At 69.9% G+C, this 25,676-nt stretch carries 24 protein-coding genes; 10 read left to right on the top strand and 14 right to left on the bottom strand.

What is annotated here, in order from left to right:
- Positions 1-200: 200 nt before the first annotated feature.
- Positions 201-416: a hypothetical protein gene (locus J3S20_RS05610; protein ID WP_216835266.1), complete on the top strand. Its 216-nt coding sequence runs from the start codon at positions 201-203 to the stop codon at positions 414-416.
- A 16-nt stretch (positions 417-432) separates the two neighbouring features.
- Here the strand turns inward: J3S20_RS05610 and J3S20_RS05605 are convergent, their stop codons facing one another.
- Positions 433-1,524 carry a glycosyltransferase family 4 protein gene (locus tag J3S20_RS05605; RefSeq protein ID WP_216835265.1) on the bottom strand — a complete coding sequence of 364 codons (1,092 nt, stop codon included), beginning with the start codon at positions 1,522-1,524 and terminating at the stop codon, positions 433-435.
- A 197-nt stretch (positions 1,525-1,721) separates the two neighbouring features.
- Between J3S20_RS05605 and J3S20_RS05600 the strand changes: the two genes are divergently transcribed.
- Both J3S20_RS05600 and J3S20_RS05595 read left to right on the top strand, forming a co-directional pair.
- Entirely contained in the window at positions 1,722-3,116 is a 1,395-nt protein-coding gene (locus J3S20_RS05600; protein ID WP_216835264.1) for a leucyl aminopeptidase family protein, read from the top strand.
- Positions 3,117-3,288: 172 nt separating this feature from the next.
- Complete coding sequence (locus J3S20_RS05595; RefSeq protein ID WP_216835263.1) at positions 3,289-3,672, top strand: MarR family transcriptional regulator; 384 nt, start codon at positions 3,289-3,291, stop codon at positions 3,670-3,672.
- A 48-nt stretch (positions 3,673-3,720) separates the two neighbouring features.
- Here J3S20_RS05595 and J3S20_RS05590 read toward each other — a convergent pair whose 3' ends face one another.
- The 8 genes from J3S20_RS05590 to J3S20_RS05555 all read right to left on the bottom strand — a co-directional run bounded on the left by J3S20_RS05590 (position 3,721) and on the right by J3S20_RS05555 (position 12,383).
- On the bottom strand, positions 3,721-4,653 hold the full coding sequence (locus J3S20_RS05590) for a 2-hydroxyacid dehydrogenase (RefSeq protein WP_216835262.1): 933 nt from the start codon (positions 4,651-4,653) through the stop codon (positions 3,721-3,723).
- A complete protein-coding gene (locus J3S20_RS05585) occupies positions 4,653-5,117 on the bottom strand; it encodes a hypothetical protein (protein ID WP_246602272.1) in 465 nt (154 codons plus the stop codon). The genes J3S20_RS05590 and J3S20_RS05585 overlap by 1 nt, the downstream gene beginning before the upstream one ends.
- Positions 5,114-6,727 carry an ABC transporter ATP-binding protein gene (locus tag J3S20_RS05580; RefSeq protein ID WP_216835261.1) on the bottom strand — a complete coding sequence of 538 codons (1,614 nt, stop codon included), beginning with the start codon at positions 6,725-6,727 and terminating at the stop codon, positions 5,114-5,116. The genes J3S20_RS05585 and J3S20_RS05580 overlap by 4 nt, the downstream gene beginning before the upstream one ends.
- A complete protein-coding gene (locus tag J3S20_RS05575; protein WP_216835260.1) occupies positions 6,724-7,761 on the bottom strand; it encodes an ABC transporter permease in 1,038 nt (345 codons plus the stop codon). Before J3S20_RS05575 ends, J3S20_RS05580 begins: the two co-directional genes overlap by 4 nt.
- A gap of 10 nt (positions 7,762-7,771) precedes the next feature.
- A complete protein-coding gene (locus tag J3S20_RS05570) occupies positions 7,772-8,878 on the bottom strand; it encodes a microcin C ABC transporter permease YejB (RefSeq protein ID WP_216835259.1) in 1,107 nt (368 codons plus the stop codon).
- A 271-nt stretch (positions 8,879-9,149) separates the two neighbouring features.
- On the bottom strand, positions 9,150-11,021 hold the full coding sequence (locus J3S20_RS05565) for an extracellular solute-binding protein (protein WP_216835258.1): 1,872 nt from the start codon (positions 11,019-11,021) through the stop codon (positions 9,150-9,152).
- A 49-nt stretch (positions 11,022-11,070) separates the two neighbouring features.
- A complete protein-coding gene (hisN, locus tag J3S20_RS05560) occupies positions 11,071-11,853 on the bottom strand; it encodes a histidinol-phosphatase (RefSeq protein ID WP_216835483.1) in 783 nt (260 codons plus the stop codon).
- Positions 11,850-12,383, bottom strand: a complete 534-nt coding sequence (locus J3S20_RS05555; protein WP_216835257.1) for a c-type cytochrome — start codon at positions 12,381-12,383, stop codon at positions 11,850-11,852. The genes hisN and J3S20_RS05555 overlap by 4 nt, the downstream gene beginning before the upstream one ends.
- A 190-nt stretch (positions 12,384-12,573) precedes the next feature.
- On the opposite strand from J3S20_RS05555, the gene J3S20_RS05550 reads away from it, so the two are divergent.
- On the top strand, positions 12,574-13,452 hold the full coding sequence (locus J3S20_RS05550) for a prephenate dehydratase (RefSeq protein WP_216835256.1): 879 nt from the start codon (positions 12,574-12,576) through the stop codon (positions 13,450-13,452).
- A gap of 77 nt (positions 13,453-13,529) precedes the next feature.
- Here the strand turns inward: J3S20_RS05550 and J3S20_RS05545 are convergent, their stop codons facing one another.
- A complete protein-coding gene (locus J3S20_RS05545; RefSeq protein ID WP_216835255.1) occupies positions 13,530-14,765 on the bottom strand; it encodes an argininosuccinate synthase in 1,236 nt (411 codons plus the stop codon).
- A gap of 173 nt (positions 14,766-14,938) precedes the next feature.
- On the opposite strand from J3S20_RS05545, the gene J3S20_RS05540 reads away from it, so the two are divergent.
- A complete protein-coding gene (locus J3S20_RS05540) occupies positions 14,939-15,979 on the top strand; it encodes an alpha/beta fold hydrolase (protein WP_216835254.1) in 1,041 nt (346 codons plus the stop codon).
- A gap of 64 nt (positions 15,980-16,043) precedes the next feature.
- The gene (locus tag J3S20_RS05535) at positions 16,044-17,018 is read left to right on the top strand and encodes a Bug family tripartite tricarboxylate transporter substrate binding protein (protein ID WP_216835253.1); all 975 of its coding nucleotides are present in this window, start codon (positions 16,044-16,046) and stop codon (positions 17,016-17,018) included.
- Positions 17,019-17,207: 189 nt separating this feature from the next.
- Here J3S20_RS05535 and J3S20_RS05530 read toward each other — a convergent pair whose 3' ends face one another.
- From J3S20_RS05530 to J3S20_RS05515, 4 genes are all read right to left on the bottom strand, one after another.
- Positions 17,208-18,716: a tripartite tricarboxylate transporter permease gene (locus tag J3S20_RS05530; RefSeq protein WP_343215163.1), complete on the bottom strand. Its 1,509-nt coding sequence runs from the start codon at positions 18,714-18,716 to the stop codon at positions 17,208-17,210.
- Positions 18,717-18,726: 10 nt separating this feature from the next.
- On the bottom strand, positions 18,727-19,242 hold the full coding sequence (locus J3S20_RS05525) for a tripartite tricarboxylate transporter TctB family protein (protein ID WP_216835252.1): 516 nt from the start codon (positions 19,240-19,242) through the stop codon (positions 18,727-18,729).
- Positions 19,239-20,249 (bottom strand): Bug family tripartite tricarboxylate transporter substrate binding protein, encoded by a 1,011-nt coding sequence (locus J3S20_RS05520; protein WP_246602271.1) that lies wholly within the window; start codon positions 20,247-20,249, stop codon positions 19,239-19,241. The genes J3S20_RS05525 and J3S20_RS05520 overlap by 4 nt, the downstream gene beginning before the upstream one ends.
- A gap of 75 nt (positions 20,250-20,324) precedes the next feature.
- A complete protein-coding gene (locus J3S20_RS05515; RefSeq protein ID WP_216835251.1) occupies positions 20,325-21,143 on the bottom strand; it encodes a GNAT family N-acetyltransferase in 819 nt (272 codons plus the stop codon).
- A 73-nt stretch (positions 21,144-21,216) separates the two neighbouring features.
- Between J3S20_RS05515 and J3S20_RS05510 the strand changes: the two genes are divergently transcribed.
- Genes J3S20_RS05510 through J3S20_RS05495 form a run of 4 tightly spaced genes read left to right on the top strand, consistent with a single transcriptional unit; the run spans position 21,217 to position 25,676 of the window.
- Positions 21,217-22,227 (top strand): Gfo/Idh/MocA family oxidoreductase, encoded by a 1,011-nt coding sequence (locus tag J3S20_RS05510; protein WP_216835250.1) that lies wholly within the window; start codon positions 21,217-21,219, stop codon positions 22,225-22,227.
- A complete protein-coding gene (locus tag J3S20_RS05505; RefSeq protein ID WP_216835249.1) occupies positions 22,227-23,042 on the top strand; it encodes a sugar phosphate isomerase/epimerase family protein in 816 nt (271 codons plus the stop codon). The genes J3S20_RS05510 and J3S20_RS05505 overlap by 1 nt, the downstream gene beginning before the upstream one ends.
- Positions 23,039-24,466, top strand: a complete 1,428-nt coding sequence (locus J3S20_RS05500) for an enolase-like domain-containing protein (RefSeq protein ID WP_216835248.1) — start codon at positions 23,039-23,041, stop codon at positions 24,464-24,466. Before J3S20_RS05505 ends, J3S20_RS05500 begins: the two co-directional genes overlap by 4 nt.
- A 13-nt stretch (positions 24,467-24,479) precedes the next feature.
- The gene (locus J3S20_RS05495) at positions 24,480-25,676 is read left to right on the top strand and encodes an amidohydrolase (protein WP_216835247.1); all 1,197 of its coding nucleotides are present in this window, start codon (positions 24,480-24,482) and stop codon (positions 25,674-25,676) included.

The raw sequence follows: 25,676 nt of genomic DNA, 5'->3' as shown, positions 1-25,676 counted from the left end.
GGTCGAATTCTGCTGGACCGTTGCCTGCCAAGCGCCGGCCGTGCTGCAGCGTCCCAATCTGCATCGTCCGGCCATCCAGCGAAGCCACACCAGATAGGCGAGTGTGTTGCATGGGCCTTCGCCTCGATCAAGCAGGTGGCGGGACCTTGTCCGACCGGCCGCCATGGGCCAGAAGCGTTGGCCTGGATGAGGATTCACGAATGTTTCGGGCGATGCGGGCCGTCTGGTTCGCCGGTTTCACCTTCCTGGGCCTGATGCTGCTGGGCGCCAGCTTCTGGCGTGCGCTGTTCGGAACCCTGGCGCTGCTGGCGCTGCGCATCACGCCGGTGCCGCCCCCCGTCATCATGGCGCTTGGCGCCGCGATCTTCGCGCTGGGAATCCTGCACTGGGCCACGGGGCTTCCCGCCCTGCCCTGAGGATCCAAGGGGAGGATCAGCGGGCGATCCGCGCCAGGCCCGCCAGAAGGGCCTCGGCCTGTCCGTCCCAATCGGCCTCGGCCTGGCCTGCCTCGCGCGCCTCCGCGCGCAGCCGGGCGAGTTCCGCCGGATCGGTCAGCCGCGCCAGGGCGGCGGCGAGGGCGGCGGGCGTCACCGCCGCCGCCAGCAGGCCGCCGGCGCGCAGCTGCTCCGTCAGCCCGCCCACGGGCATGGCCACCACCGGCACGCCCATGGCCAGCGCCTGCGGCACGATCCCGGACTGGCTGGCCTCGCGATAGGGCAGCACGACGGCATCGGCGGCGGCCAGCAAGGCGGGGATCTCCGCCTCCGCCACCCAGCGCTGCTCCAGCCGCACGCCGGGCAGCGCGCCGAGGCCGGGGGCGCAGGCCTCCGCATCCCCTTCCCCCACCACGCGCAGGGTGACCCCGGGATGCGCCTGGTGCAGCAGGCGGAAGGCGTCGCGCAGCAGATCCAGGCCCTTGTAGCGGCGGAAGCGGCCGAAAAACAGCAGCCGCAGGCTGCCGGCGGGCGGTGCGGCAAGGGCATCCTGGCGCGGCGCGGGCGCCAGCAGGGCCGGCAGGCGCATGCGGATCAGCGGCAGGGCGGGGCGACGGCGCGCCAGGGCATCCGCCACCTGGTCCGACAAGGCGATGGCGGCCCGCGCGGCATCCAGTTCCCGCCCCAGGCGCCAATCCCAAGCCCAGCCGAAATCGCCCGGATGCGGCGCGGCGTCATGCACCACCGGCACGAAGGCGCGCCCGGCGCGGGCCAAGGCGGGCGCCACCAGCGGCGTCCAGACATGCGTCATGCCGGAGATCACGACATCCGCCGCGGCGGCGCTGCGCTGCAATCGCCGTGTCAGGGCGGGAAGTCGCAGCAGGCCGGTGGCGAAACCCCGAAGATCGCGGTAGGTGTCCACGATGTCGGTCGAAACGCTCAATTCGCGAAACCCGTCCAGTAATTCGCCTTGCCGCGAGATGGACAGGCTGAGCGTGACGCCGGGCCGACGGGCCAGCGCCTGGGCCAGCCCCAGCGTGAATTGCGCACCGCCCCCACGACGGCCCCAGTACCAGAGCAGAATCCGCATGGCCGAGGGGCCTACAGCAAGACCGGCGCGGAGGAAATCGCCGCCGCCAAGAGCCCTGCCCTGCCGCCCCTGGCAGGGTTGAAGCTGCGGCCGGGCATCATTGCATCTTCCGGTTGTTATTCCTTTCCACATTAGCGCTATCATTGTACCCGGGGCAGATCGCCCAGCGTTCCGCCCCGCCTGCCCCTGGAGACTCCATGCTGGACTGCCTGACCGAGGCCACCGACCGCGCCCTGCCGCTTCATGCCGTGGCGCCGGACGGCCTTCCCGCCCTGCTCGCCAGCCTGCCGGAAGCCAGTGCCGGCTTCCTGCGGGCCAGCGGCTTCAGCGGCAAGGCGCAGGAGCTGCGCCTGCTGCCCGGCGGAAGCGGCCTGGCCGGCGCGGTGCTCGGCCTGGGCGAGGATCCGGAGACGGCTGCCGCACCCTGGGCCTTCGGCGCCATGCCCTTCGCCCTGCCGGAGGGCAGCTGCTGGCGGATCGAGGGCGCGCCGGACCCGGTGGCCGCCACGCTCGGCTGGTGCCTGGGCGCCTATCGCTTCGCCCGCCTGAAGTCCCGCGCGCCGCGCCGGCCGGCTTCGCTGGTCGCCCCCCCGGGGACGGAAGCCGCCCAGCAGCAGGCGGAAGCCATCTGGGCGGGGCGGGACCTGGTGAACCAGCCGGCCAACCATCTCGGCCCGGCCGAGCTTTCCGCCGCCGTCGCCCGCCTCGCCGCGGCGCAGGGCGCGAGCTTCGAGGAGATCTCCGGCAGCGCCCTCGAGCAGGGCTTCCCGGCGGTGGCGGCGGTGGGCCAGGGCAGCCCCCGCGCGCCGCGCATCGCCATCCTGCGCTGGCAGGGCGCGCCCGATGGGCCGCTGGTGGCGCTGTGCGGCAAGGGGGTGTGCTTCGACACCGGCGGGCTCGACCTGAAGCCGGCAGCCGCCATGCTGCGCATGAAGAAGGACATGGGCGGCGCTGCGGCCATGATCGCCACGGCGGAGATGCTGATGCGCGCCAAGGCGCCGATCCGGCTGCTGCTGCTGGTGGGCGCGGTGGAGAACAGTGTTTCCGGCGCCGCCTTCCGGCCGATGGATGTCATCAGGACACGGCAAGGACTGACGGTGGAAATCGGCAATACCGATGCCGAGGGGCGGCTGGTTCTGGCAGATCTTCTGGCCTTCGCCTGCGAACAGGCGCCAGACCTTCTGATCGACGCCGCGACGCTGACGGGAGCAGCGCGTGTCGCGCTGGGGCCTGATTTGCCGGCCTTGTTCTCCAATGATACGGAACTGGCACAAAGTATTCTCTTGGCGGGCACAGCTGTTCACGATGCGGTGTGGCAACTTCCGCTGATGAAAAATTACGTTTCTTGGCTGGACAGCTCCATTGCAGACATGAACAACGTCAGCAGCAAGCCAATGGCTGGCGCCGTGGTGGCGGCTTTGTTTCTGCAACACTTTGTATCACCGGGCCTGCCTTGGGCTCATATCGATTTATATGCATGGAACGATCAGTCGCGCCCCGGCCGGCCCGAAGGCGGTGAAATTCAGGCGGCACGCGCTCTGGCAAGGGCCGTGACTGCTTTGGTTTCCAAACGAAGCCCTGCAGGACGGTAACGAATTCGAGATGAAACGGGAACTTTCAGGCCTGCGGCGCTCTCAAACGGGTGTGTCAGAAACGAACCCTTCGCAGAGCGGGACGGCAGAGGGGCGCGCCAGGGGCCGAGGAGGACCTGGGGCTAAGTCGGCGCAGGCCAGCCGCATGCGTGTCGAAGAAGGAAGCAACATCATGGCCACTCAAGCAAATTCCGACCAGCTGGTCGGCATCCTCCGCGACACCGTCGTGGCGCTCGTCCGTCGGGACGGGCCGGATCTCTCGGCACGTCAGCTCGGCGTGTTCCTCACAGTCTATCTGACGGACGGCCCGCATACGGTGCGCGGACTGGCGGCGGAGCTGAACGTCTCCAAGCCCGCCATCACTCGGGCCCTGGACCGGCTGGGCGAGCTCGACCTGGCCCGGCGCAAGGTGGACCCGATGGACCGGCGCAGCGTGCTGGTGCAGCGCACCCTGAAGGGCGCCGCCTTCCTGCGCGACATGCGCAGCATCATGACGGTGGCCGAGCAGACGGCGCATGAGACGGTGGTGCCGGAAGAGAACCGCAAGGCCGGCTGAACCGGATGGCAGCGCCCCGCGCGCTGCCTCCGGCCCCGCGGCGCCTGATCAATAGCCGGCGCTGAAGTCCACCAGATTGAGCAGCGATTCGCCGGCCCGGGCGCGCGTCAGGTTCTCCACGACCTGCGGCGCGGCGCTGGCCGGGATGGTGATGCTGGCCGCATGCGGCGTCATCACCACACGCGGATGCGTCCAGTAGGGATGCTCGGCCGGCAGCGGTTCCGGGCTGAACACGTCGAGTGCGGCAGCCGCCACCTGGCCCGAATCCAGGGCCGCCAGCAGATCCGCATCCACCACATGCTGCCCCCGCGCGCCATTGATCAGGAAGGCGCCCCGCGGCAGCAGGCCCAGCAGGCGGGCATCCACGATGCCGCGCGTTTCCGGCGTCAGCGGCAGCAGGCAGACCAGGATGCGGCTGCGCGCCGCCATTTGCGCGAGGCCGTCCGCGCCGTGGAAGCTCTCCACCCCCGCCACCTGCTTCGGCCGACGCGACCAGCCGAGCACCGGGAAGCCGAGGCCGCGCAGCAGGCCTGCGGCATGGCTGCCGAGCTCGCCCAGGCCGAGAAACCCCACCGGCGTCTCCGCCGTCACCGGCGCCGGCAGCTCGTTCCAGATGCCGTCGCGCTGCTGCGCGCGATAGTCCAGGTCCTGGCGATGGAAGCGCAGCACATTCAGCAGCACCCATTCGCCCATCTGCGTCGTCAGCATCCGGTCCACCAGCCGCGCCACCGGGATGCCCGGCGGCGGGCCCGGCGGCCGCAGCAGATGGTCCACCCCCGCGCCCATCGAGACGATCAGCCGCAGATTCGGGTAGCGGCGCAGCTCCGCCATGTCATGCGCCGTCCAGACCACGGCGGCCTCGATATCCGCCGGATCGCCGGACTCGGGGAACATGCGGATCTCGAGCGCGGGATCCACCGCCAGCAGCGCATCCCGCCACATCGCCATGGCGGCGGGCTTGGTCGAAAGCAGCACGGCCATCAGGCGGCATCCTCCGTGGGGGCGGTTTCGCGTGACACCAGCCGCACGAAGCCGCGCCAGTCGTCGCGGCGCCCGGCGGCAAACTTCCGGCCATCCGGCAATTCGGCATGCAGGCTGAGCACGCCCTTGGCCCAGAGCGCGTCGAAATGCTCCTCCGACTGCAGCGCCCAGAGGCTGGTGCGTTCGAAGACGCCGTCGCGGATGCGCGGCTGCACCTTGGCCAGCCACCACCAGCAGCCCACCGCCAGGATCGCCGCGCCGACATAGAAGTGGATCAGCGCAGTGCCGGCAAAGGAGGTAACGAGGATGGTGCCGGCGGGCCAGATATTCTCGCCATAGCGATAGACCGGGCTGCCGGGCGAATTCATCTTGCGGATATGCACGCCGAGCTTCGCCTGCTGCGCTTCCAGCAGCAGCCGCAGCCGCTCGATCGGCGGCATCGGCGCGTCATCGGCCTCGGTCATGTCCGCACCACACCCTCATGCCCGGCGGTGGTCAGGTTGAAGGCCGCCGCCATCAGGGCGCGGGTGTAGGGTTGTTGCGGCGCCTCGACAACCGCCTGCGCCTCCCCCTCCTCCACCACCTGCCCGTCCTTCAGCACGACGATCCGGTGTGCCAGGGCGCGGACCACGCGCAGGTCGTGCGAGATGAACAGATAGGCCAGGCGATGCCGCGCCTGCAGGTCGCGCAGCAGCTCCACCACCTGCGCCTGGACCGAGACGTCCAGCGCGCTGGTCGGCTCATCCAGCACCACCAGCCGCGGCTTCAGCACCAGGGCGCGGGCGATGGCGATGCGCTGGCGCTGGCCGCCGCTGAATTCATGCGGGTAGCGCCCCAGCATGGTGGCCTCCAGCCCCACCTCCTCCAGCGCCGCGGCGACGCGCTGTTGCGTCTCGGCGGTCGAGAGGTTCTCGTGCACGCGCAGCCCCTCGCCCACGATCTCCGCCACCGTCATGCGGGGCGAAAGGCTGCCATAGGGGTCCTGGAAGACGATCTGCATGCGCCGGCGCAGCGGGCGAAGCTGGCCGCGGGACAGCGCCTGGATCGGCTGGCCCTCGAAGGCGATGGGGCCCTCGCTGGCCTCCAGCCGCAGCAGCGCCAGGCCGAGCGTGGTCTTGCCGCTGCCGGATTCGCCGACCAGGCCGACCGTCTCACCCTCCCGGATCGCGACCGTCACGCCATCCACGGCCTTCACCAGGCCGACGGTGCGCCGCAGGATTCCGCGCTTGATGGCGAAGTGCACCTTCACCTGCTCGGCCTGCAGCAGCGGTTTTGCCTCCGCTGCCACCGGCTGCGGCCGGCCGCGCGGCTCCGTCGCCAGCAGCATCTTGGTGTAGTCGTGCTGCGGGTTCCCAAAAATCTCGGCGACGGGGCCGGCCTCCACCGCCTGGCCGTGGCGCATCACCACCACGCGGTCGGCATGCCGACGGACGATCGCCAGGTCATGCGTGATCAGCAGCACCGCCATGGACAGGCGCCGCTTGAGATCGGCCAGCAGTTCGAGGATCTGCGCCTGGATCGTCACATCCAGCGCCGTGGTGGGCTCATCCGCGATCAGCAGCGCGGGGTCGTTGGCCAGCGCCACCGCGATCATCACCCGCTGCCGCTGGCCGCCCGAAAGCTGGTGCGGATAGGCGTTCAGCCGCGCCTCGGCCTGCGGAAAGCCGGCGCGGGTCAGCAGCTCCACCACCCGCGCGCGCAGCGCCTCGCCCGACAGGTTGCGATGCAGCGTCACTGCCTCCGACACCTGGCGGCCCACCGTGTGCAGCGGGTTCAGCGAGGTCATGGGTTCCTGGAACACCATCCCCGCCACGCCGCCGCGCAGCCGGCGCAGATCCTCGCCCTTCGCAGCCAGCACGTCAGTGCCATCCAGCGTGATGCGGCCCTGCGGATTGTGGCCGGACCCCGCCAGCAGCCTCAGGCAGGACAGGGCGGTGACGGACTTGCCGCTGCCGCTTTCGCCGACCAGCGCCACCGTCTCCCCCCGCTGCACGGTGAAGGAGACGCCCTGCACGACGGTCTTCGCGCCGAAGGCGACCGAGAGGTCCTGCACCTCCAGCAAGGGCTGCGTCATGTCCCGCCCCCCGGCAGCTTGCGGGGGTCGAAGGCATCGCGCACCGCCTCGCCCACGAAGATCAGCAGCGTCAGCATGCCGCCCAGCACGACGAATCCCGTCACCGCCAGCCAGGGCGCCTGCAGGTTGTTCTTGCCCTGGTTCACCAGCTCCCCCAGCGAGGGCGAACCTGGCGGCAGGCCAAACCCCAGAAAGTCCAGGCTCGCCAGCACCGTCACCGAACCCGAAAGGATGAAGGGAAGAAAAGTCAGCGTCGCCACCATGGCATTGGGCAGGATGTGCCGCGCCATCAGCGCCACGTCGCTCACCCCCAGCGCCCGCGCCGCCCGCACATAATCCAGGTTGCGCCCGCGCAGGAATTCCGCGCGCACCACGCCGGTCAGCGACATCCAGGAAAACAGCAGCAGGAAAATCAGCAGGGTGAAAAAGCCAGGCTCCACCACGCTGGCCAGGATGATCAGCAGATAGAGCTGCGGCATGCCGGACCAGATCTCGATGAAGCGCTGGAAGCCGAGATCCACCCAGCCGCCGTAATAGCCCTGCACCGCCCCCGCCGCGATGCCGACCAGCGAACTCACGATGGTCAGCGTGAAGCCGAAGAGCACCGAGAGGCGAAAGCCGTAGATCACGCGCGCCAGCACGTCCCGGCTCTGGTCATCCGTGCCCAACCAGTTGCGCGCGGAGGGCGGCGCCGGGGAGGGCTGGCCGACCTCCCGCACCACCGAATCATGCCGGTAGGGAATCAGCGGCCAGATCGCCCAGCCGCCCCGTTCCGCGAATTCCGCCTGCAGGGTCGGGTCGTGCCAGTCCATGGTGATGGGCAGCCCATCCGGCAGCACGTCGCTTTCAGCATAGCCGCCGACCACCGCCGGGAACAGCCAGCGATCGTCGATCCGCGCCACCAGCGGCTTGTCGTTCGCCAGCAGCTCCGCGAACAGCGTCAGCACGAACAGAACCAGGAAGATCCACATGGACCAGTAGCCGCGCCTGTTCGCCTTGAAATTGGCGATGCGCCGCAGCGTGATGGGCGTCATCGGCCCCTCCTCACTTGCGGGCCTCGAAATCAATGCGCGGATCGACCACCGTGTACATCACATCGCCCACGATCTGCAGCACCAGCCCCATCAGCGTGAAGATGTAGAGCGTGCCGAACATGATCGGATAATCGCGCCGGATCGCCGCCTCGAACCCCAGCAGCCCCAGCCCATCGAGCGAAAAGACGATCTCCACCAGCAGCGCGCCGGTGAAGAGAATGCTGATGAAGGCCGCCGGGAAACCCGCGATGATCAGCAGCATCGCATTCCGGAAGACATGCCCATAGAGAATCCGTGTCTCCGAATTCCCCTTGGCCCGCGCCGTCACGACATACTGCTTGCCGATCTCATCGAGGAAGGCATTCTTGGTCAGCATTGTAAGGCCGGCAAAGCCGCCGATCACCAGCGCCAACGTCGGCAGCGCCATGTGCCAGGCATAGTCCAGCGCGCGCTGCCAGAAGGGCCAGGTCTCCGCCCCCGAACTCGCCAACCCCCGCAGCGGAAACCACTGCACGAAAGACCCGCCGGCAAAAAACACCACCAGCAGGATGGCGAACAGGAACCCCGGAATCGCATAGCCCACCAGCACCACGCCGCTGGTCCAGACATCGAAGCGCGTGCCATCCCGCACAGCCTTGCGGATGCCCAGCGGAATCGACACCAGGTAGATGATCAGCGTCGACCACAGCCCCAGCGAGATCGAGACCGGCATCTTCTCCACGATCAGATCCACCACCGGCCGATCGCGGAACAGACTCCGCCCGAAATCGAAGGTGAGATAACCCCACATCATCTCGCCGAACCGCACATGCGCCGGCTTGTCGAAGCCGAAGATCCGCTCGATCTCCGCCACGATCGCAGGATCCAAGCCCCGCGCCCCACGATAGGTCCCGACCGGCCCCTCGCCACCCCCCGCACCACCACCGCCAGGCGCCCGAACCTCGCCCGGCCCCTCCCCCGTCAAACGCCCGAGCGTCTGCCCCTCACCCCGCAACTCGGCAAGCATCTGCTCTACCGGACCACCCGGCGCGAACTGCACCACGGCAAAATTGATGAGAATGATGCCGAACAAGGTCGGCACCACGAGCAACAGACGACGGAAGATGTAGGCGGCCATGGGGGCGTGTTCTGCGCTATGCGGCCGTGGGGAGGGCGCTGCCCTCCCCACACCCCACCCGCCAAGGGGCAGTGGCCCCTTGGAACCCTTGAATCATGAGCGGGAAGGGAGGGGGGCAGGCAGGCGCGCCGATCATGCGGCCCCGCTGTGCCCCTCTCCCTTCCCGCTCATAGTCCTGTGGTCCAGGAGGCCCCTGCCTCCTGGCAGGGGGGTGCAGGGGGGACAGCGTCCCCCCTGCGAGCCACAGGCGCAAAGACAACCCCATCGCCACCTACAGCGTCCGCCGTGCGTCGGTCAGGGCCCGGTCCTTGCTGGTATCGATCCACCAGCTGTCGAGGCCGAGGTTGTAGCGGGGGTTGCGGTCGGGGCGGCCGAATTTGTCCCAGAAGGCGATGCGGAAGGTTCGGCTGTGCCAGTTGGGGATCATGAAGTTGTTCCACAGCAGCACGCGGTCCAGCGCCCTGGTGCGGGCGATGAGCTGGTCGCGATCGGGGGCGTTGACCACGAGTTCGACGAGTTCGTCGATGGCCGGGTCGCAGATGCCGGCGATGTTCTGGCTGCCGTTTTCGCGGGCCTTGGCGCAGGTGAAGAAGTCGCGCTGTTCGTTGCCGGGGGAGAGGGATTGCGGAATGACGTCGACGGTCATGTCGTAGTCGAAGGCGTCGGTGCGGGCCTGGTACTGGGACGGGTCGACGGTGCGCACGCGGACGGTCATGCCGATGCGTTCCAGCGCCTGGACGTAGGGCAGGGCGATGCGTTCGAAGGTGGCGCCCTGCAGCAGGATCTCGAATTCGAAGGGCTGACCTTGCGGCCCGACCAGGCGGCGGTTCTGCACGCGCCAGCCGGCTTCCTGCAGCAGGCGCAGCGCGGTGCGCAGCCCCTCGCGGTTGTTGCCGGAGCCGTCGGTGACGGGAAGCTTGTATTCGGTGGTGAAGACCTCGGCCGGGACGCGGCCGCGGAAGGGCTCCAGCACGGCGAGCTCGGCGCCGGTCGGCAGGCCGGAGGAGGCGAGCTCGGAGTTGGAGAAGTAGGACTGGGTGCGGGTGTAGCTGCCGTAGAAGAGGTTGGCGTTCATCCACTCATAGTCGAACAGCTCGATCATCGCGCGGCGCACGCGGGCGTCCTGGAACAGCGGGCGGCGCAGGTTCATGGCGAAGGCCTGCATGCCGGTCGGCAGTTCGTGGCGCAGCTCGTCCTTCTTCGCCAGGCCGCGGCGCATGGCGGGAAAGTCGTAGCCGGTGGCCCAGTCGCGCGCGCTGTTTTCCGTGCGGAAGTCGATCTGGCCGGCCTTGAAGGCTTCCAGCGCGACCGTGGTGTCCCGGAAATATTCGAAGCGCTGCACGTCGAAGTTCTGGGTGCCCTTCTGGCTGGGGATATCGCGCGCCCACCAGTCCGGGACGCGGCGATAGACCAGGCTGCGCCCGGCCTCGAAGCGTTCCAGGCGGTAGGGGCCGGAGCCCAGCGGCGGATCCAGCAGCGGCCGGGTGAAGTCGCGGCCTTCCCACCAATGGGCCGGCAGCACGGGCATCTGGCCGAGGATCAGGGCCAGCTCGCGGTTCTCGTTGCTGCGGAAGCGGAAGGTGACGCGACGCTCGGTCTCGGCCACCACTTCCGTCACGTCGCCCCAGTAGGACCGGTAGAAGGGCCGGCCGTGGCTGCGCAGCGCGTTGAAGGTGAAGACCACGTCGGCGGCGGTGACGGGCTTGCCGTCGTGCCAGCGGGCGGCGGGGTTCAGCTCGAAGCTCACCGACAGGCGGTCGGCGGGCAGGTCGATCCATTGCGCGAGATAAGGGTATTCGCTGCTCGCCTCGTCGGCGCTTTCCTTCAGCAGCGTGTCGTAGAGCAGGCTGAGTCCCACCGCAGGGGTGCCGCGCAGGACGAACTGGTTGAAGCTGTCGAAGGATCCCAGCGCGGTCAGCGCGATCTCGCCGCCCTTCGGCGCCTCCGGGTTCACCCAGGGAAAGTGCGTGAAATCGGCCGGCAGGGCGGGCTGGCCGAGCAGCGACAGGGCATGGGTGCGGATCGCCTGGCCTGATTCGGCGGTGCCGCTGGCGGGGGTTGCGGCATGCAGGACGCCCGGCGCAAGGCCGAGGGCGGCGGTCAGGGACAGAAGGTCGCGCCGGCGTAGGGGATGGGTCTGCATGGCGTTAGTCTGGGGGTTCACCCGCCGCGCCGCAACGGGCGGGGCGGCTTCAGCCGGCCAGAAGCGCCGAAACCTCGGGCAGCATCGCAGGGTCGCCGAGGGCGAGGACGCTGCCGTCGCCATCGAGGCGCAGCGGGCGGCCGGCCCAGTCCGTGCAGCGTCCACCGGCGCCTTCCACCACCGGGACCAGCGCGGCCCAGTCCCAGGGCTTCATGGTGGCATCGACCACCATATCCACCAGCCCCAGCGCCAGCAGCCCATAGGCGTAGCAGTCGCCGCCCCAGGTGGTGCGGCGGGCGGCGGCCTTCACCGCGGCGAAGCGGGAGGCCGTTTCCGCGTCAAACATGTCGGGCGAGGTGCAGGAGAGCTCGGCCTCCGCCAGCGAAGCGCAGGGCCGGCAGCGCGGCGTGCCGCCGAAGCGGGACAGGAAGCGGGTGGGCTGGCCGGTCACGCCGATCCAGCGTTCGCCGGTCACCGGCTGGTCGATCAGCCCCAGCACGGGGGTGCCCCGGTGCAGCAGGCCGATCAGCGTGCCGAATAGCGGGCGGCCGGTGACGAAGGCGCGGGTGCCGTCGATCGGGTCCAGCACCCAGACCCACTCGGCGTCCGGGTTGGTGTCGCCATATTCCTCCCCGATCACGCCGTGGTCGGGATGGCGTTCGGCCAGCAGGGCGCGGATGGCGCGTTCCGCTGCCCGGTCGGCTTCGGTGACCGGACTGGCATCGCCCTTCGCCTCCACCAGCAGGGCGGAGCGAAACAGCGGGCGGATGACGGCGCCTGCCGCCTCCGCGGCCGCTTCCGCGGCCGGGAGGAAATCAGCCGCCTCGCTCAGGGCAGCGGCGCCGGCTCGGTCGCCAGGCTGCGCAGGAAGGCGATGACATCGGCGCGCTGGTTGATGCTGGACATGCCGGCATAGGCCATGCGGGTGCCGGGGATGGCGGCGGAGGGGCGGGTCAGGAAGGCGTTCAGTGCCTCATAGTCCCACTTCTCGTCGTGCTTGGCGCGCAGGGCGGCGGAGTAGTTGAAGCCCTCCGCATGCGCATGCGGGCCATTCACCACGCCCCAGAGGTTGGGACCCACGCCATTCGGCCCGCCCTGGACGAAGTTGTGGCAGGAGGCGCAGGCGCGCTGCGCGATCTGGCGGCCATTGTCGGCGCTGGCGGCGGCCAGCAGCGGGCCGATCGGCTGCACCTCGGCCGGCGCGGCGGCGGGGGCCGCGGCGGCGGGCGGGGCGGCCGGGGCCAGCGCGCTGGTCTCCAGTTTCCGCGGATGCACGATGGCGCCGCCGATCACGCCGGAGACCATGAACACCACGCCGGCGGTGAGCACCGCGGCGAAGACCTTGTTGACTTCCAGACTCATCCTGGAGTGCACCCTTCCGAAGCGCCGCTGAGGGCTGCCAGAACGCGGCCACCGCACGGCCAGCATGAAACGCAGGCCGGGCTGGCGGGCTTGCGCCGGTCCCGGCCTGCCGTAAAACCTGCCGGACAATATAGGCCCCTTCGGTTAACGACAACCCGTAGGGCGCCACGCGCAGGACCTCCAGCACCTCATGCCCCCAGCCACTGCCCAGCCCGTCACTTCCGGCGTCATCGCCTTCCAGGGCCTTCCCGGCGCCTATTCCGACCTGGCCTGCCGCCAGGCCTATCCCGGCTGGACCACCCTGCCCTGCGCCTCCTTCGAGGCGGCGATCGCCGCGGTGCGGGAGGGTCGCGCCGGGCTGGCCATGCTGCCTTGCGAGAATTCGCTGGCCGGACGGGTGCCGGACATCCACCGCCTGCTGCCCGATAGCGGCCTGCATGTGGTGGGCGAGCACTTCGAGCGCGTGGAGCACTGTCTTCTCGCCCCCCGCGGTGCTTCGATCGCCACGCTGAAGCGCGCGCACAGCCATCCGGTGGCGCTGGGCCAGATCTTGAACCTGCTGCGCGACCTGAAGCTGCAGCCGGTGATCGAGGCCGATACCGCCGGCGCCGCCAGCCTGATCGCCGAGCGTGGCGGGGTGGAGGATGCGGCGATCGCCAGCGAACTGGCGGCCGAGATCTATGGCCTGGAGATCCTGCGCAAGAATGTGGAGGACGCGGCGCATAACACCACGCGCTTCTATGTCTGCCGCACCACGCCGCTGGAAGGGCCCTTCGAGCCCGGCGACTGGGTGACCACCTTCGTCTTCCGCGTCCGCAACATCCCGGCCGCGCTCTACAAGGCGCTGGGCGGCTTCGCGACCAATGGCGTGAACATGACCAAGCTGGAAAGCTACATGGTCGGCGGCGCCTTCACCGCGACGCAGTTCCTGGCCGATGTCGATGGCCGCCCGGACGAGCCCGGACTGGCGCGGGCGCTGGAGGAGCTTTCGTATTTCTCCGCCGATCTGCGCATCCTCGGCACCTATCGCGCCCATCCGCTGCGGCTGGCGCAGCGCGAGGGGAACTGAGCCGGGACTCAACACCTGGAGCAACATGCGTTCAGATGGAATCACCTGGACGCATGTTGCTCTAGATTCAGTGGCTTCTACAGCGCCCCGCCCTTGCGCCCCGCCATCGCGCCCAGCCGCAGCCGCAGCGCGTTCAACTTGATGAAGCCCTGGGCGTCGAACTGGTCGTAGGCGCCCTGGTCGTCCTCGAAGGTCACGTGCTTCATCGAGTACAGGCTGTGCGGCGACTGCCGGCCGGTGACGATGGTATTGCCCTTGTACAGCTTCAGCCGGACGGTGCCGGTGACGCTGGCCTGGCTTTCGTCGATCAGCGCCTGCAGCATCCGCCGTTCCGGGCTGAACCAGAAGCCGTTGTAGATGATCTCCGCATAGCGCGGCATCAGGCTGTCCTTGAGGTGGCAGGCCTCGCGGTCGAGCGTGATGGATTCCATGGCGCGATGCGCCGTGTGCAGGATGGTGCCGCCCGGCGTCTCGTAGCAGCCGCGGGACTTCATGCCGACGAAGCGGTTCTCCACCAGGTCGAGCCGGCCGATGCCGTTCTCCTTGCCCAACGCATTCAGCTTGGTGAGAAGGGTCGCGGGCGACATGCGCTCGCCATTGATGCCCACCGCGTCGCCGCGCTCGAACTCGATGGTGATTTCCGTAACGCGGTCGGGCGCGTCCACCGGGCTGACGGTGCGCTGCCAGACCATCTCATCCGGCGCGTCCCAGGGCTCCTCGAGGATCTTGCCCTCGCTGCTGCTGTGCAGCAGGTTCGCGTCGACGCTGAAGGGGCTTTCGCCGCGCTTGTCCTTGGCGATGGGGATCTGGTGCTGCTCGGCGAAGGCGATCAGCGCGGTGCGGCTGGTCAGCTCCCATTCCCGCCAGGGGGCGATGATCTTGATGTCCGGCTTCAGCGCGTAATAGCCGATCTCGAAGCGGACCTGGTCGTTGCCCTTGCCGGTCGCGCCATGCGCCACGGCATCCGCGCCCACCTGTTCCGCGATCTCGATCTGGCGCTGGGAGATCAGCGGCCGGGCGATCGAGGTGCCGAGCAGGTAGCAGCCCTCATACAGCGCATTGGCGCGGAACATCGGGAAGACGAAGTCCTTCACGAAGGTCTCGCGCAGGTCGTCGATAAAGATGTTCTCGGGCTTGATGCCCAGCAGCAGCGCCTTGTCGCGCGCCGGGCCCAGCTCCTCCCCCTGGCCGAGGTCGGCGGTGAAGGTCACCACCTCCGCCTGGTAGGTGGTCTGCAACCACTTCAGGATCACGCTGGTGTCGAGCCCGCCGGAATAGGCGAGCACGACCTTCTTCACGTCCTTGACGCGCATCGGAGGTCCTCTGGTCGGCCGGGGGCACTGGGTCGGGATCGCCCGCGGCAAAGGCGGCGGAACATGCCGTTCCTGTCGCTTCGGGGCAAGGGAGGTGCAGGCCCCCGCCGCCGCTGAAGCGGCATGAATCTCGCTAGACAGGCGCATCGGTGTCTGGTTCCATCGATCACGACATGTTGAAGACAGCGATCCTCTTCGTGCTCTGGCTCCTTCTCCCGGTGCTGCTCCCGGGTGTCGGGGCGCATGCCCAGACCCCGGCCCTGCTGGATGCGACGCGGGTGCCGCATGTGGGGGAAGGCGGGCGGGCGGATTACCGCCGCTTCCTGCTGCAGCCGACGCCCCGTGCCTTTGCCCTGTCCGAGAACGGCGCCTGGGGCTGGGCGGCAGCGATCGAGGACAATGCAGCCGCCACGGAACGCCGTGCCCTCGGCAATTGTGCCGCCTATGGCGGCATCGGCTGCCGCCTCTATGCGCAGGACCTGGCCGTGGTCTGGCCGGAGGCCGCTTCCCCCGCCCCCACGCCACCCAGCACCCCCCTGGCGGGCGGCGAGGGTTGGGCGCTGGTGCCGGACGGGCGCTTCCTGTGGCAGGGGCCGGCAGCGGCGCGCGGCGCCTATCTCTGGGCGCATGGAAGGGCAGCTGGCGGGGCGGACAGTCGCGGCAGCCAGCCGCAGCCGCATGCCCGCGCCTTCAACAATGCCGGCTACGACGTGCTGCGCCTGGACCGGGACCCGGAGACGGATGAGACGGAGCTGGGCGCCACCCGCATGCGCCTGGCGCTGGCCGAGCTGCGGGCGCGTGGCTATGCGCGCGTGATCGCCGCCGGCCAGTCCCGCGGCGCCTGGGACGCGCTGGCGGCGCTGGATGCGCCGGGCCGCGCCGATGCGGTGATCGCCATCGCCCCCGCGGCGCATGGCCCGACCGGCAGCGTGGCCCATGCCTGGGCGCTGGAGGATCTTTGGCAGGTCGTCACCACGGCAAGGGCGCCGACCACGCGGGTGGCGGTGGCGACCTTCGCGGGGGATGAATACGCGCCCGACCCGGCAGGCCGCGCCGCCGCCTTCGCCCGGCTCGCGCCAAGTACCGCCGCCCTGCTGCTGCTGGACCGGCCGCGCGGGCTGGAAGGGCATGGCGCCGGCGGCGACTGGCGCTTCACCCTGCGCTACGCCGCCTGCCTGCTGGATTTCGCCGAGGGGCGTCGTTCCGGTTGCTGATCCGCTTGGCAGCGGCCGGCCAACTGCCCTAACCATGGTTTCGGAACGTCCAGGATCCACAGTCATGAAAAGCCTCTCCCGCCGCACCCTGCTGGGCGCCACCGGTGGCCTCGCCCTCGCCGCCCCCGCCTTGGCGCAAACCCGCCCCGTCGTGCTGGTGGTGCCCTATGCCCCGGGCGGCGGCACCGACCTGACCGCCCGCGAATTCGCCCATTCGCTCAGCGAAGCGCTGGGCGGGCAGACCGTGGTGGTGGAGAATCGCGGCGGCGCGGCGGGGCATATCGGCTCGGTCAGCGTGGCGCGCGCCCGGCCGGATGGGCTGACCCTGCTGTTCGCCGTCTCCACCAACCTGGTGGTGAACCCGCATATGCAGCGCGGCGACGGCGTGGACCTCATCACCGGCCTGGCACCGGTGGCGCAGGTGACCTCCTACCAATATGTGCTGGTGATCGACCCGCGCCTGCCGATCAATACGCTGCAGGAGCTGATCGCCTATGCCCGCAGCAAGCCGAAGGGGGAGCTGACCTATTCCTCGGGCGGCGTCGGCAATGCCAACCACCTGGCCGGCGTGCTGTTCAGCGATGCGGTCGGCGTGGAGATGGAGCATATCCCCTATCGCGGCACCGGGCCCGCACTGCTGGATGTGGTGGGCGGGCGCATCACCATGAACTTCTCCTCCCCGCCGCCAGCCATCCAGCTGGCACGGGAGGGGCGGCTGCGCGCCATCGCGGTGACCGGCGACGGCCGCATCGCCACGCTGCCGGAGGTGCCGACGCTGGCCCAGGCCGGCCTGCCCGGCGTCTCCATCACCGGCTGGCACGGCATTTTCGCCCCGGCCGGCATCCCGGCCGACCAGATGGAGCGGCTGGAGACGGCGGCGCGCCAGGCCGCGGCCAATCCCCGCTTCGCCAATCGGCTGGAGCAGGACGGGCTGGAACCCGCCCCGGTGCGTCCGCGCGGCGTGTGGTTCGAGGCGGTGAAGGCGGAACACGCCTTCTGGGGGCGCAAGATCCGCGAGCTGAACATCAAGCTGGACTGATTTGGAACCGCGGGAAGGTTTCACCTTCCCGCCCCTCAGTCGTGCCGGAGGCACGCCAAAGGCGTGACGGGCGCCACGCATCCGCGCGGCTTGACTTCGTCGTGCCGAAGGCACGCCTGCGGCGTGACGCAGATGCCGCGGCGCGCATTCGCGCGCTCGGCCCTACGGGCCGCAGATAGGACGCGCTATTCAGGCGGCCGCGCGCCGCCTGATCAGCCCCATCACCCGCGGCACGAAGCCCGGGATCGCCCAGGCCACCGCCAGCAGCGTCAGCGCACACAGCGCCATGCTGATCGGCCGCGTGAAGAAGGGCGAGACATCGCCGCCGGTCAGCACCAGGCCGCGCAGCAGGTTCTTGTCCAGCAGATCGCCCAGCACGATGCCCAGCACCAGCGGCGCCATGGGGAAGCGCAGCTCGCGCAGGATGAAGCCGACGAGGCCCGCGCCCAGCATCACCCAGATGTCGAACAGGCGGGAGGTGATGGCGAAGGCGCCCACGGTGCACAGCACGAAGACCACCGGCATCAGCCGCGCACGGGGGATCAACAGCACCCACAACAAAGGCTTCACCAGCACCAGCCCGTAGAGCAGCTTCACCATGTCCGCGATCACCAGCATGGCGACGATCTGGTAGATAAATTCTGGCGCGGTGATCGCCAGCATCGGCCCCGGATTCAGCCCGTGGATCATCATTGCCGCCATCAGCACGGCCGCCGGCGCGGAACCCGGCACGGCCAGCGTCAGCACCGGGATGATGGCGCCGGGCACGCAGGCGCTCTCGCCGGTCTCCGCCGCCATCAGCCCTTCGACGCTGCCCTTGCCGAACAGCTCCTTCTCCTTCGAGGCGCGCTTGGCCGCGGCATAGCTGGTCCAGGCCGCGATATCCTCGCCGAGACCCGGCATCGCACCGATGAAGGTGCCCAGCGCGCCGGAGCGGAAGATGGTGCGCCAGTACTGCGTCACGTCGCGGATGCGCGGGATGACGCTGTCGATCTTCGACGACACGGCCTTCACCGCCGGGCCGCGCATGGCGTTCAGCACCTCCGCCACGCCGAAGACGCCGACCAGCACCGGCAACAGGCCGAGCCCGCCGGCCAGGTCCGCATTGCCGAAGGCGAAGCGGGCATAGGCGTGGTTCGTCTCCTGCCCCACGGTTGCCACCAACAGGCCGAGGAAGCCCGCGATATAGCCCTTCAGCGGATCGCCGCCCGAGAGGCTGCCGGCGATGACGATGCCGAACAGCGCCACCCAGAACATCTCGTAGCTGCCGAATTGCAGCGCGAATTCGCCGAAGCTCGGCGCGAACATCGCCAGGATCAGCGTGCCGAACAGCGTGCCGCACCAGGACCCCAGCGTGGAAATGCCCATGGCCCGCCCAGCCAAGCCCTGCTTCGCCAGCGGAAAGCCATCCAGCGTGGAGGCGGCGGAGGCCGGCGTGCCGGGGATGTTCAGCAGGATGGCCGATCGGCTGCCGCCATAGATCGCGCCGACATAGACGCAGACCAGCACCAGCATCGCCACATTCGGGCCCATGGTGAAGGTCAGCGTGGTCAGCAGCGCCACGCCCATGGTCGCCGTCAGCCCCGGCAGCGCGCCGACGACGATGCCGATCAGCACCGCCCAGAAGGCATGGAAGACGGCGCCGCCCTGCAGCACATGGGCGAAGCCGTCGCCCAACATGGTGATGGGATTGTTCACGCGGGCATCCTCAAGGCAGGCGCACCAGGAAGATCCGTTCGAAGACTAGCGTCACGATGCCCCCGGTGGCGAGCCCCAGCAGCGCCGCCTCCGCCAGCCGCCGCACCCGGCGCGCCGGCCCCACGGACCATTCGAAGGCCGCGGTGAAGCTGAAGACGAAAAGCGCGGTGGCCAGCCAGAAGGGCAGCCGCCCGACCAGCACGCCGGCATAGAGCACGCCGAGCGTGGCGGCGATGGCCAGGCGCCAGGCATCCGCCCCGCCCCCACCCCCGGCGCGCTGGGTGCCGGCCTTCAGCGCCCCCTGCCGGATCGCGCGCAGCCCCAGCAGCACGGCAAGCACGGCGACGACGGTGGCATGGAAGCCCGGCACGATGCCCGGCGCCGTCAGCCCCGTGCCGGATTGCTCGACGAAGGTCGGCATGCGCCAGGCCAGCGCCATCACCCCGAGGCCCAGCGCCAGCAGCACCGCCGCGACGTAGAGATCGGCGCGCGGTGAAAGCGGCGCCTGGTCGCTGCCGCCGCTCAAAGCCTTGCGATGCCCAGCGTATCCGGGCTGACCCGCGCCTTGCCGCCATCGAAGTAGAGCCAGGCGGTCTGCCGCACCATCTTCCAGGCCTCGTCATAGGCCTGCTGGCCGTAGAGCGGCGCGAAGACAGCTGCGCGCTCATTCGCATAGGTCTTCAGGCGCTGGCTATTGGCAATCTTCTCCTGCCAGACCTGGTTCATCGTCGCGATGACATTCTCCGGCACGCCCTTCGGCGTCCAGATGCCGAAATAGTTCAGCGGCGCCGGCACATTCGGCAGCCAGCGGCGGATCGAGGGGATCTCGCCCACGCCCTGCAACGTGACGGCCTGTTCCGACTGCACCGCGAGCGGGATCAGGCGGCGCGCGCGGATCATCTCCGCCGCCTCCACCAGCAGCACCGCGCCCATCTGCGTCTCGCCGCCCACGGTTGCGATCATCGCCGGATTGCCGCCGTCATACGTGGCGTGGCGGTACTGCACCTGCGATGCGGCGCGGATCGCCTCCATCATATTGTGCCCGGCGGAGGAAACGCCGGCGGTGGCGACCGAAAGGCTGGCGCCGCGCGATCGGAAGGCTTCCATCGCCGCGCCGAAGTCGCGGATATTCGCCGAAGGATTGGCCACCAGCACATTCACATTGGCGACCGCGAAATACAGGTTCCAGTCCTTCAGCTCCGTATCGAGCAGGCCGAGCACCTTGTAGCAGCCGACATCGACGGCGGCGCCGGCCGCCCAGGTCATGCCGTCCTTCGCCGCTTCCAGCGCATTGCGCGTGCCGATGGAGCCGGAGGCGCCGGGCTGGTTCACCACGACGAAGCGCTGGCCGAGTGCGGCTTCGAGCTCCGCCGCCACGATGCGCGCCATCTGGTCGGTGGAGCCGCCGGCGGCCCAGGGCACGATGATCGTCACCGGCCGGTCAGGACGCCAGGATCCCTGCGCCCGGCCGAGCCTCGGCGCGGCGAGGCCCATGCCCGTCGCCGCCAGCAGCATCCTGCGATTGATCGACATGCTCATTCCTGCCTCCCCTGCCTTGGTGGGTAACCCACCGGTTACCTGAATGGTGCGACCCCTCCGCGCCTGCCGTCAACCGAACTCCGGCCCTGCGAGCACAAAGTTTTTCCCGGATTGCGCAGCTGGCATCGCGCCGATCGCCATGCGCGTGAACGGTCGCTGCAGGACGCCGCCCTGCGCTGAAAGGGCCTGCGTCAGCGCCGTGGCGTGATCCGGCACATCCAGCACCGCGGGCTGGGCCAGCGCCGCCCGCGCGGCGGCAACCAGTGCCAGCGCGGTGGCCGCATCCTGCGCCACCACGGGGCCAATCTGTGGCGTCAGGCGGCCATCGCGCGCCAGCACATAGCCGCCTGGCGCCACCCAGGCCGCCCGCGGCAGGCGCTTTTCGAAGTCGCGCAGCAGCGGCACGCGATCGGCGCCGAAGGCGGCGGCATCCAGCGCCAGCAGCTCAGGCCAATCCGCCACGGCCAGCGGCCGCACCGCGATGCCCGGCGGGCGCGCAAGGTCCTTGGGCAGCAGCCAGCGGGCCAGGCCGAAGACATCGACGAAGCCGAGCGGGCCGTAGACCGCCCGCCCCGCCGGCGTCGCATCCAGCACCAGCGTGCGGCCCGGCCGCGCATCCATGGCCCAGCGCAGCAGCGCGCTGGCCAGGCCGCGGCGCCTCTGGTCCGGCCGCACCAGCACCATGGAGATCCAGGCAAGCGCCTCGCCATAGGGCAGCAGCGCCGCGCTGGCGGCCAGCGCCTCCCCCGCGCCATCCTCCAGCACGCGCAGATCGCCGTGGCGCAGGAAGAAGGCCCAGTCCGCCGCCACCTGGTTCCAGCCGATGGCGGCGGAAAGCGCCGCGGCGCGCGGCAGATCCTCGGCGATCGCGGCCCGGACATCGAACATGGCGGCAGGCTCGCGCGCGCCCCGCGCGGGGTCAAGCGCTTGACCGCCGGCACCGCGCCTGCGGAGATGGCGCATGACCCGCCTGTTGCTCCTCGGCTGCGGCGCCTTCGGGCGCGTCCACCTGGCGGCGCTGGCGCGGCTGGGGCGGGAGGCCCTGGTGCTGGAGCCCGATGCGGCGATGCGCGCGGCGGCGCCACCCGGCACGCGCTTCGCCGCGGATCTCGACACGGCGCTGCGGGACTGCGAGGCGGTGCTGATCGCGACGCCCCCCGCCACCCATGTCGCGCTGGCGGAGGCCGCGCTGCGTGCGGGCCGCGACCTGTTCCTCGAAAAGCCGGCGACGGAGACCGCGGCGGAGTCCGCGATGCTCCATGAACTGGCGGAAGCGCGCGGCCGCATCGTGCAGCTCGGCCTGTTCTTCCGCTTCCATCCCAAGGCGCAGGCCATCCATCGCCTGGCGCGCGCGGGCGGCTTCGGGCGCATCCATCACCTCTCGGCGCGCATGTCCGGGCTGAAGCGCGCACGCGGCGATTCCGGCGCGCTGCTGAACGATGCGGTGCATTTCGCCGACCTGCTGCCCTGGATCGCCGGCGAGGCGCCAAGCCATGTCTTCGCCACCCTGTCCGACCCGCTGCGACGGGGGCGGGAGGATCTGGCAGTGATACAGCTGCGCTTCCCCTCCGGCGCCACCGCGCTGGTCGAGGCCGGCTGCGTGCTGCCCGGCGAACACGCCGATGCCGTGGTGCCCGGCGCGGAAACCCGCAAGCTGCTGGCCGTGGCCGGCAGCGCCGCGCTGGCCGAGGTGGATTTCATGGCGGAGACGCTGCGCCTGCGCCGCGGCGCGCATCATCCCGCGGCCAGTGGTGCCTGGCTGCCGGACCATGCGCCGGCCGAGGATCTCGGCGCGGCGGCGCTGGACCCGGTGGGCGTGGTGGCGGCGCAGCTTGCGGCCTTCCTCAATGCCGTGGCGACGCGCGTGAAGCGGGGACCGGATCTTTACGAGGGCGGCGTGCTGCCGCTGCGCATACTGGACGCCGCGCGGCGATCCGCGCATGAGATGCGCGTCCAGGAGTTATTGACATAATGCGCATCTCGCTCTGCAACGAAGTGGTCGCTGGCCTGCCTTTCCACGAACAGGCGCGGCTTGCCGCGGCGCTGGGCTATGATGGGCTGGAAGTCGCGCCCTTCACGCTGGATGCCGAAGCGCCGCATCTGCTGCCGGCGGCGCGGCGTGCGGAGCTGCGGCGCATGGCGCAGGAGGAAGGCGCGCCGATCACGTCACTGCATTGGTTGCTGCTGGCGCCCGCGGGGCTTTCGATCACCAGCGCCGATGTCACGCTGCGTGCGCGCACGCTGGAGGTGATGCAGCGGCTGGTGGGCCTGGCCGCCGATCTCGGCGCCACGCTGCTGGTGCATGGATCGCCGAAGCAGCGCGTCGTGGCCGCCGAGGGCGATGCGCAGCGGGCGGAGGAGGCGATGGCGCAGGCCGGCGGCTGGGCGGCGCAGCACAGCGTGACCTACTGCCTGGAACCGCTCGATGCCGGCCAGACCAACTGGGCCAGCAGCCTGGCGGAGGCGGTGGAGATCGTCACGCGCATCGGCACGCCGGCTCTGAAGACCATGCTGGATGTTAGCGCCGCCGGGAATGGCGAGCAGGCCAGCGCGGCCGCGCTGCTGCGCCGCTTCATCCCCGGCGGGCAGATCGCGCATGTGCATCTGAACGACCGCAACCGCCGCGGCCCCGGCCAGGGGCGCGATGCCTTCCGTCCGGTGCTCGATGCCCTGCAGGATTGCGACTATTCCGGCTTCTGCGCCGTGGAGCCTTTCGACCATCATCCCGACGGCGCAACCAGCGCCGCACGGGCGATCGGCTATCTGCGGGGAATCCTCGAGACATGAGCATCCGCTTCACGCTGCTGGAGACGCAGCGTTTCGAATGGCCCTTCGCGCTCCGCATGCCCTTCCGCTTCGGCGTCATCACCGTGACCCAGGGCCGCCAGGCAGTGGTGCGTGCGCGCATCCGGCTGGAGGACGGGACGGAAAGCTGGGGCGTGGCGGCGGAGACGCTGGCGGCGAAGTGGTTCGACAAGGACCCGAAGCTGTCGGATGCGCAGAACGAGCAGCAGCTGCGCCGCGCGCTGGAACTGGCGACGGAGGCAAGCCTCGCCGCCGGCGCCGACACCGCCTTCGGCCATTTCGCCAACAGCTACGCCGCGGTGACGGCGGCCGCGGGGGCGGAGGGGCTGAATCCGCTGGTCGCGAGCTACGGCCGCGCCCTGCTGGACCGCGCCATGCTGGATGCGCTGCTGAAGGCACGCGGCGTCTCCTTCGCCACCGGCATGCGCGCCAATATCGGCGGCCTGGCGCCGCATGCCGTGGCGCCGGACCTCGCCCGCTTCGATTTTGCGGCCATGCTCTCGGCGCAACAGCCGCTGCGGACCCTGCATGCGCGGCACACCGTGGGGCTGGTCGATCCGATCACCGCGGCGGATCAGGACAGCCGCGTGAATGACGGGCTGCCGGAAACGCTGGAGGAGGTAGCGCAGCACTACGGCCACCGCTACTGGAAGCTGAAGGTCGGCGGCAACATCACGGCCGATGTGGAGCGCCTGTCGCGCATCGCCGCGGTGCTGGACCGCGCGGCGGAGCCCTACCACGCCAGCCTCGACGGCAATGAGCAATACGAGGATGCGGAGGGCGCGCTGGCGCTGTGGCGCGCCATGCAGGCCGAGCCGCGGCTGGCGCGGCTGTGCAACTCCATCCTCTACATCGAGCAGCCGGTGAAGCGTGCCCGCGCGCTGGAAACCGGCATGGCTGCCCTGGCGGCCGAACGCCCCGTCATCATCGACGAAAGCGACGGGCCGCTGGATGCCTTCGTCACCGGCCGCGCGCTGGGCTATGCGGGCGTTTCCTCCAAGGCCTGCAAGGGCGTCTGGCGATCCGTCATCAACCTGGCGCGCTGCCGCGCCTGGAATGCCGAGGAAGGGCGCGACCGCTACTTCATGTCGGCCGAGGACCTGACCACGCTGGCCGGCGTCTGCGTGCAGCAGGACCTGGCGCTGGTCGCGCTGCTCGGCCTGCCGCATGTCGAGCGCAACGGCCACCATTTCGTCGATGGCTTCGCGGGGCGACCGAAGGCGGAAGCCTATCGGTTCCTGGAAGCGCATCCCGGCCTCTACGCCGATACCGCGCATGGGCCACGCCTTGCCATCCGCCACGGACTGCTGGACCTTGCCAGCCTGGAGACACCCGGCCTCGGCGCGACGCTTGAGCCCGATACCGCCGCGATGGATTTGATGCCCAGGGCCGCCTGGCCCGGCTGAGTTGGAGAGACGCATGCGCAAGGACATCCTCGACGCGATCCGCGCCTATGACGGCGAATTGCGCGCGATCCGCCAGGACATCCACCGCCATCCCGAGACGCGGTTCGAGGAACACCGCACCGCGGCGCTGGTGGCCACGAAACTGCGCGAATGGGGCATCGCGGTGACGGAGGGCATCGGCGGCACCGGCGTGGTCGGAACGCTGCAGGGCAGCCGGCCGGGGCAGCGCGCCATCGGTCTGCGCGCGGACATGGATGCGCTGTTCATCCAGGAGGAGAACGATTTCGCGCATGCCTCCACCGTGCCCGGCAAGATGCATGCCTGCGGGCATGACGGGCACACCACCATGCTGCTGGGCGCCGCGCGCTACCTGGCGAGCCAGCCGGATTTTGCCGGCACGGTGCAGTTCATCTTCCAGCCGGCGGAGGAAGCCGGCACCGGCGCGCCGGCGATGATCAAGGATGGGCTGTTCGACCGCTTTCCCGTCGATGCGGTCTATGGCCTGCACAATTCGCCGGGCCTGCCGGTGGGCCAGTTCGCGACGCGTCCGGGGCCGATGCTGGCGGGGGCCGATTTCTGGGGCGTGGAATTCCACGGCAGCGGCGGGCATGGCGGCGCGGCGCCGCACCTGGCGACCGATGCCACCGTGGCGCTGGGCCAGTTCCTGCTGGCCGTGCACACCATCCTGCCGCGCAACCTGAAGCCCACCGCCAGCGCCGCGCTTTCCGTCGGCCATGTCGCGGGCGGCAGCTTCGATTCGCCGAATGTCATGCCGGCCAAGGTCGTGGTGCGCGGCACCGCGCGCTATTTCGAGACCTCGGACCAGGCGATCATCCGCAGCCGGCTGCAGGCGCTGGCCGAATCGCTGGCTGCCGCCCAGGGCTGCACCGCCACCTTCAGCTATGTGCCGCTCTGCCCGCCCACGGTGAATGCCACGGAGAAGCTGCCGGTCGCCATCGCCGCCGCGGCCGCGCTGGTCGGCCAGGACAAGGTCGGCGAGGTCGGCCTCAGCACGGGCGGGGAGGATTTCGCCTTCATGCTGCAGGAAAAGCCCGGCGTCTTCATGCGCATCGGCAATGGCATGAACGCCGATGGCAGTTTTCATAACGTCCATACGCCGCGCTACGACTTCAACGACGACGCCCTGGTGCTCGGCGCCGCCTATTGGGCGAGCCTGGTGGCGGAGGAGCTGGACTGGGCGAAGGGCTGA

Source organism: Falsiroseomonas tokyonensis, from assembly GCF_019024325.1.
Classification (GTDB): Bacteria; Pseudomonadota; Alphaproteobacteria; order Acetobacterales; family Acetobacteraceae; genus Falsiroseomonas; species Falsiroseomonas tokyonensis.
Note: the sequence above shows the minus strand (reverse complement) of the source record. Positions and strands in the feature narration are given on the sequence as shown.

Coding starts and splice junctions, on each gene's coding strand:
- J3S20_RS05610 (WP_216835266.1), top strand. CDS start 201: ATGTTTCGGGCGATGCGGGCCGTCTGGTTCGCCGGTTTCACCTTCCTG.
- J3S20_RS05605 (WP_216835265.1), bottom strand. CDS start 1,524: ATGCGGATTCTGCTCTGGTACTGGGGCCGTCGTGGGGGCGGTGCGCAA.
- J3S20_RS05600 (WP_216835264.1), top strand. CDS start 1,722: ATGCTGGACTGCCTGACCGAGGCCACCGACCGCGCCCTGCCGCTTCAT.
- J3S20_RS05595 (WP_216835263.1), top strand. CDS start 3,289: ATGGCCACTCAAGCAAATTCCGACCAGCTGGTCGGCATCCTCCGCGAC.
- J3S20_RS05590 (WP_216835262.1), bottom strand. CDS start 4,653: ATGGCCGTGCTGCTTTCGACCAAGCCCGCCGCCATGGCGATGTGGCGG.
- J3S20_RS05585 (WP_246602272.1), bottom strand. CDS start 5,117: ATGACCGAGGCCGATGACGCGCCGATGCCGCCGATCGAGCGGCTGCGG.
- J3S20_RS05580 (WP_216835261.1), bottom strand. CDS start 6,727: ATGACGCAGCCCTTGCTGGAGGTGCAGGACCTCTCGGTCGCCTTCGGC.
- J3S20_RS05575 (WP_216835260.1), bottom strand. CDS start 7,761: ATGACGCCCATCACGCTGCGGCGCATCGCCAATTTCAAGGCGAACAGG.
- J3S20_RS05570 (WP_216835259.1), bottom strand. CDS start 8,878: ATGGCCGCCTACATCTTCCGTCGTCTGTTGCTCGTGGTGCCGACCTTG.
- J3S20_RS05565 (WP_216835258.1), bottom strand. CDS start 11,021: ATGCAGACCCATCCCCTACGCCGGCGCGACCTTCTGTCCCTGACCGCC.
- J3S20_RS05555 (WP_216835257.1), bottom strand. CDS start 12,383: ATGAGTCTGGAAGTCAACAAGGTCTTCGCCGCGGTGCTCACCGCCGGC.
- J3S20_RS05550 (WP_216835256.1), top strand. CDS start 12,574: ATGCCCCCAGCCACTGCCCAGCCCGTCACTTCCGGCGTCATCGCCTTC.
- J3S20_RS05545 (WP_216835255.1), bottom strand. CDS start 14,765: ATGCGCGTCAAGGACGTGAAGAAGGTCGTGCTCGCCTATTCCGGCGGG.
- J3S20_RS05540 (WP_216835254.1), top strand. CDS start 14,939: ATGTTGAAGACAGCGATCCTCTTCGTGCTCTGGCTCCTTCTCCCGGTG.
- J3S20_RS05535 (WP_216835253.1), top strand. CDS start 16,044: ATGAAAAGCCTCTCCCGCCGCACCCTGCTGGGCGCCACCGGTGGCCTC.
- J3S20_RS05520 (WP_246602271.1), bottom strand. CDS start 20,249: ATGTCGATCAATCGCAGGATGCTGCTGGCGGCGACGGGCATGGGCCTC.
- J3S20_RS05515 (WP_216835251.1), bottom strand. CDS start 21,143: ATGTTCGATGTCCGGGCCGCGATCGCCGAGGATCTGCCGCGCGCCGCG.
- J3S20_RS05510 (WP_216835250.1), top strand. CDS start 21,217: ATGACCCGCCTGTTGCTCCTCGGCTGCGGCGCCTTCGGGCGCGTCCAC.
- J3S20_RS05505 (WP_216835249.1), top strand. CDS start 22,227: ATGCGCATCTCGCTCTGCAACGAAGTGGTCGCTGGCCTGCCTTTCCAC.
- J3S20_RS05500 (WP_216835248.1), top strand. CDS start 23,039: ATGAGCATCCGCTTCACGCTGCTGGAGACGCAGCGTTTCGAATGGCCC.
- J3S20_RS05495 (WP_216835247.1), top strand. CDS start 24,480: ATGCGCAAGGACATCCTCGACGCGATCCGCGCCTATGACGGCGAATTG.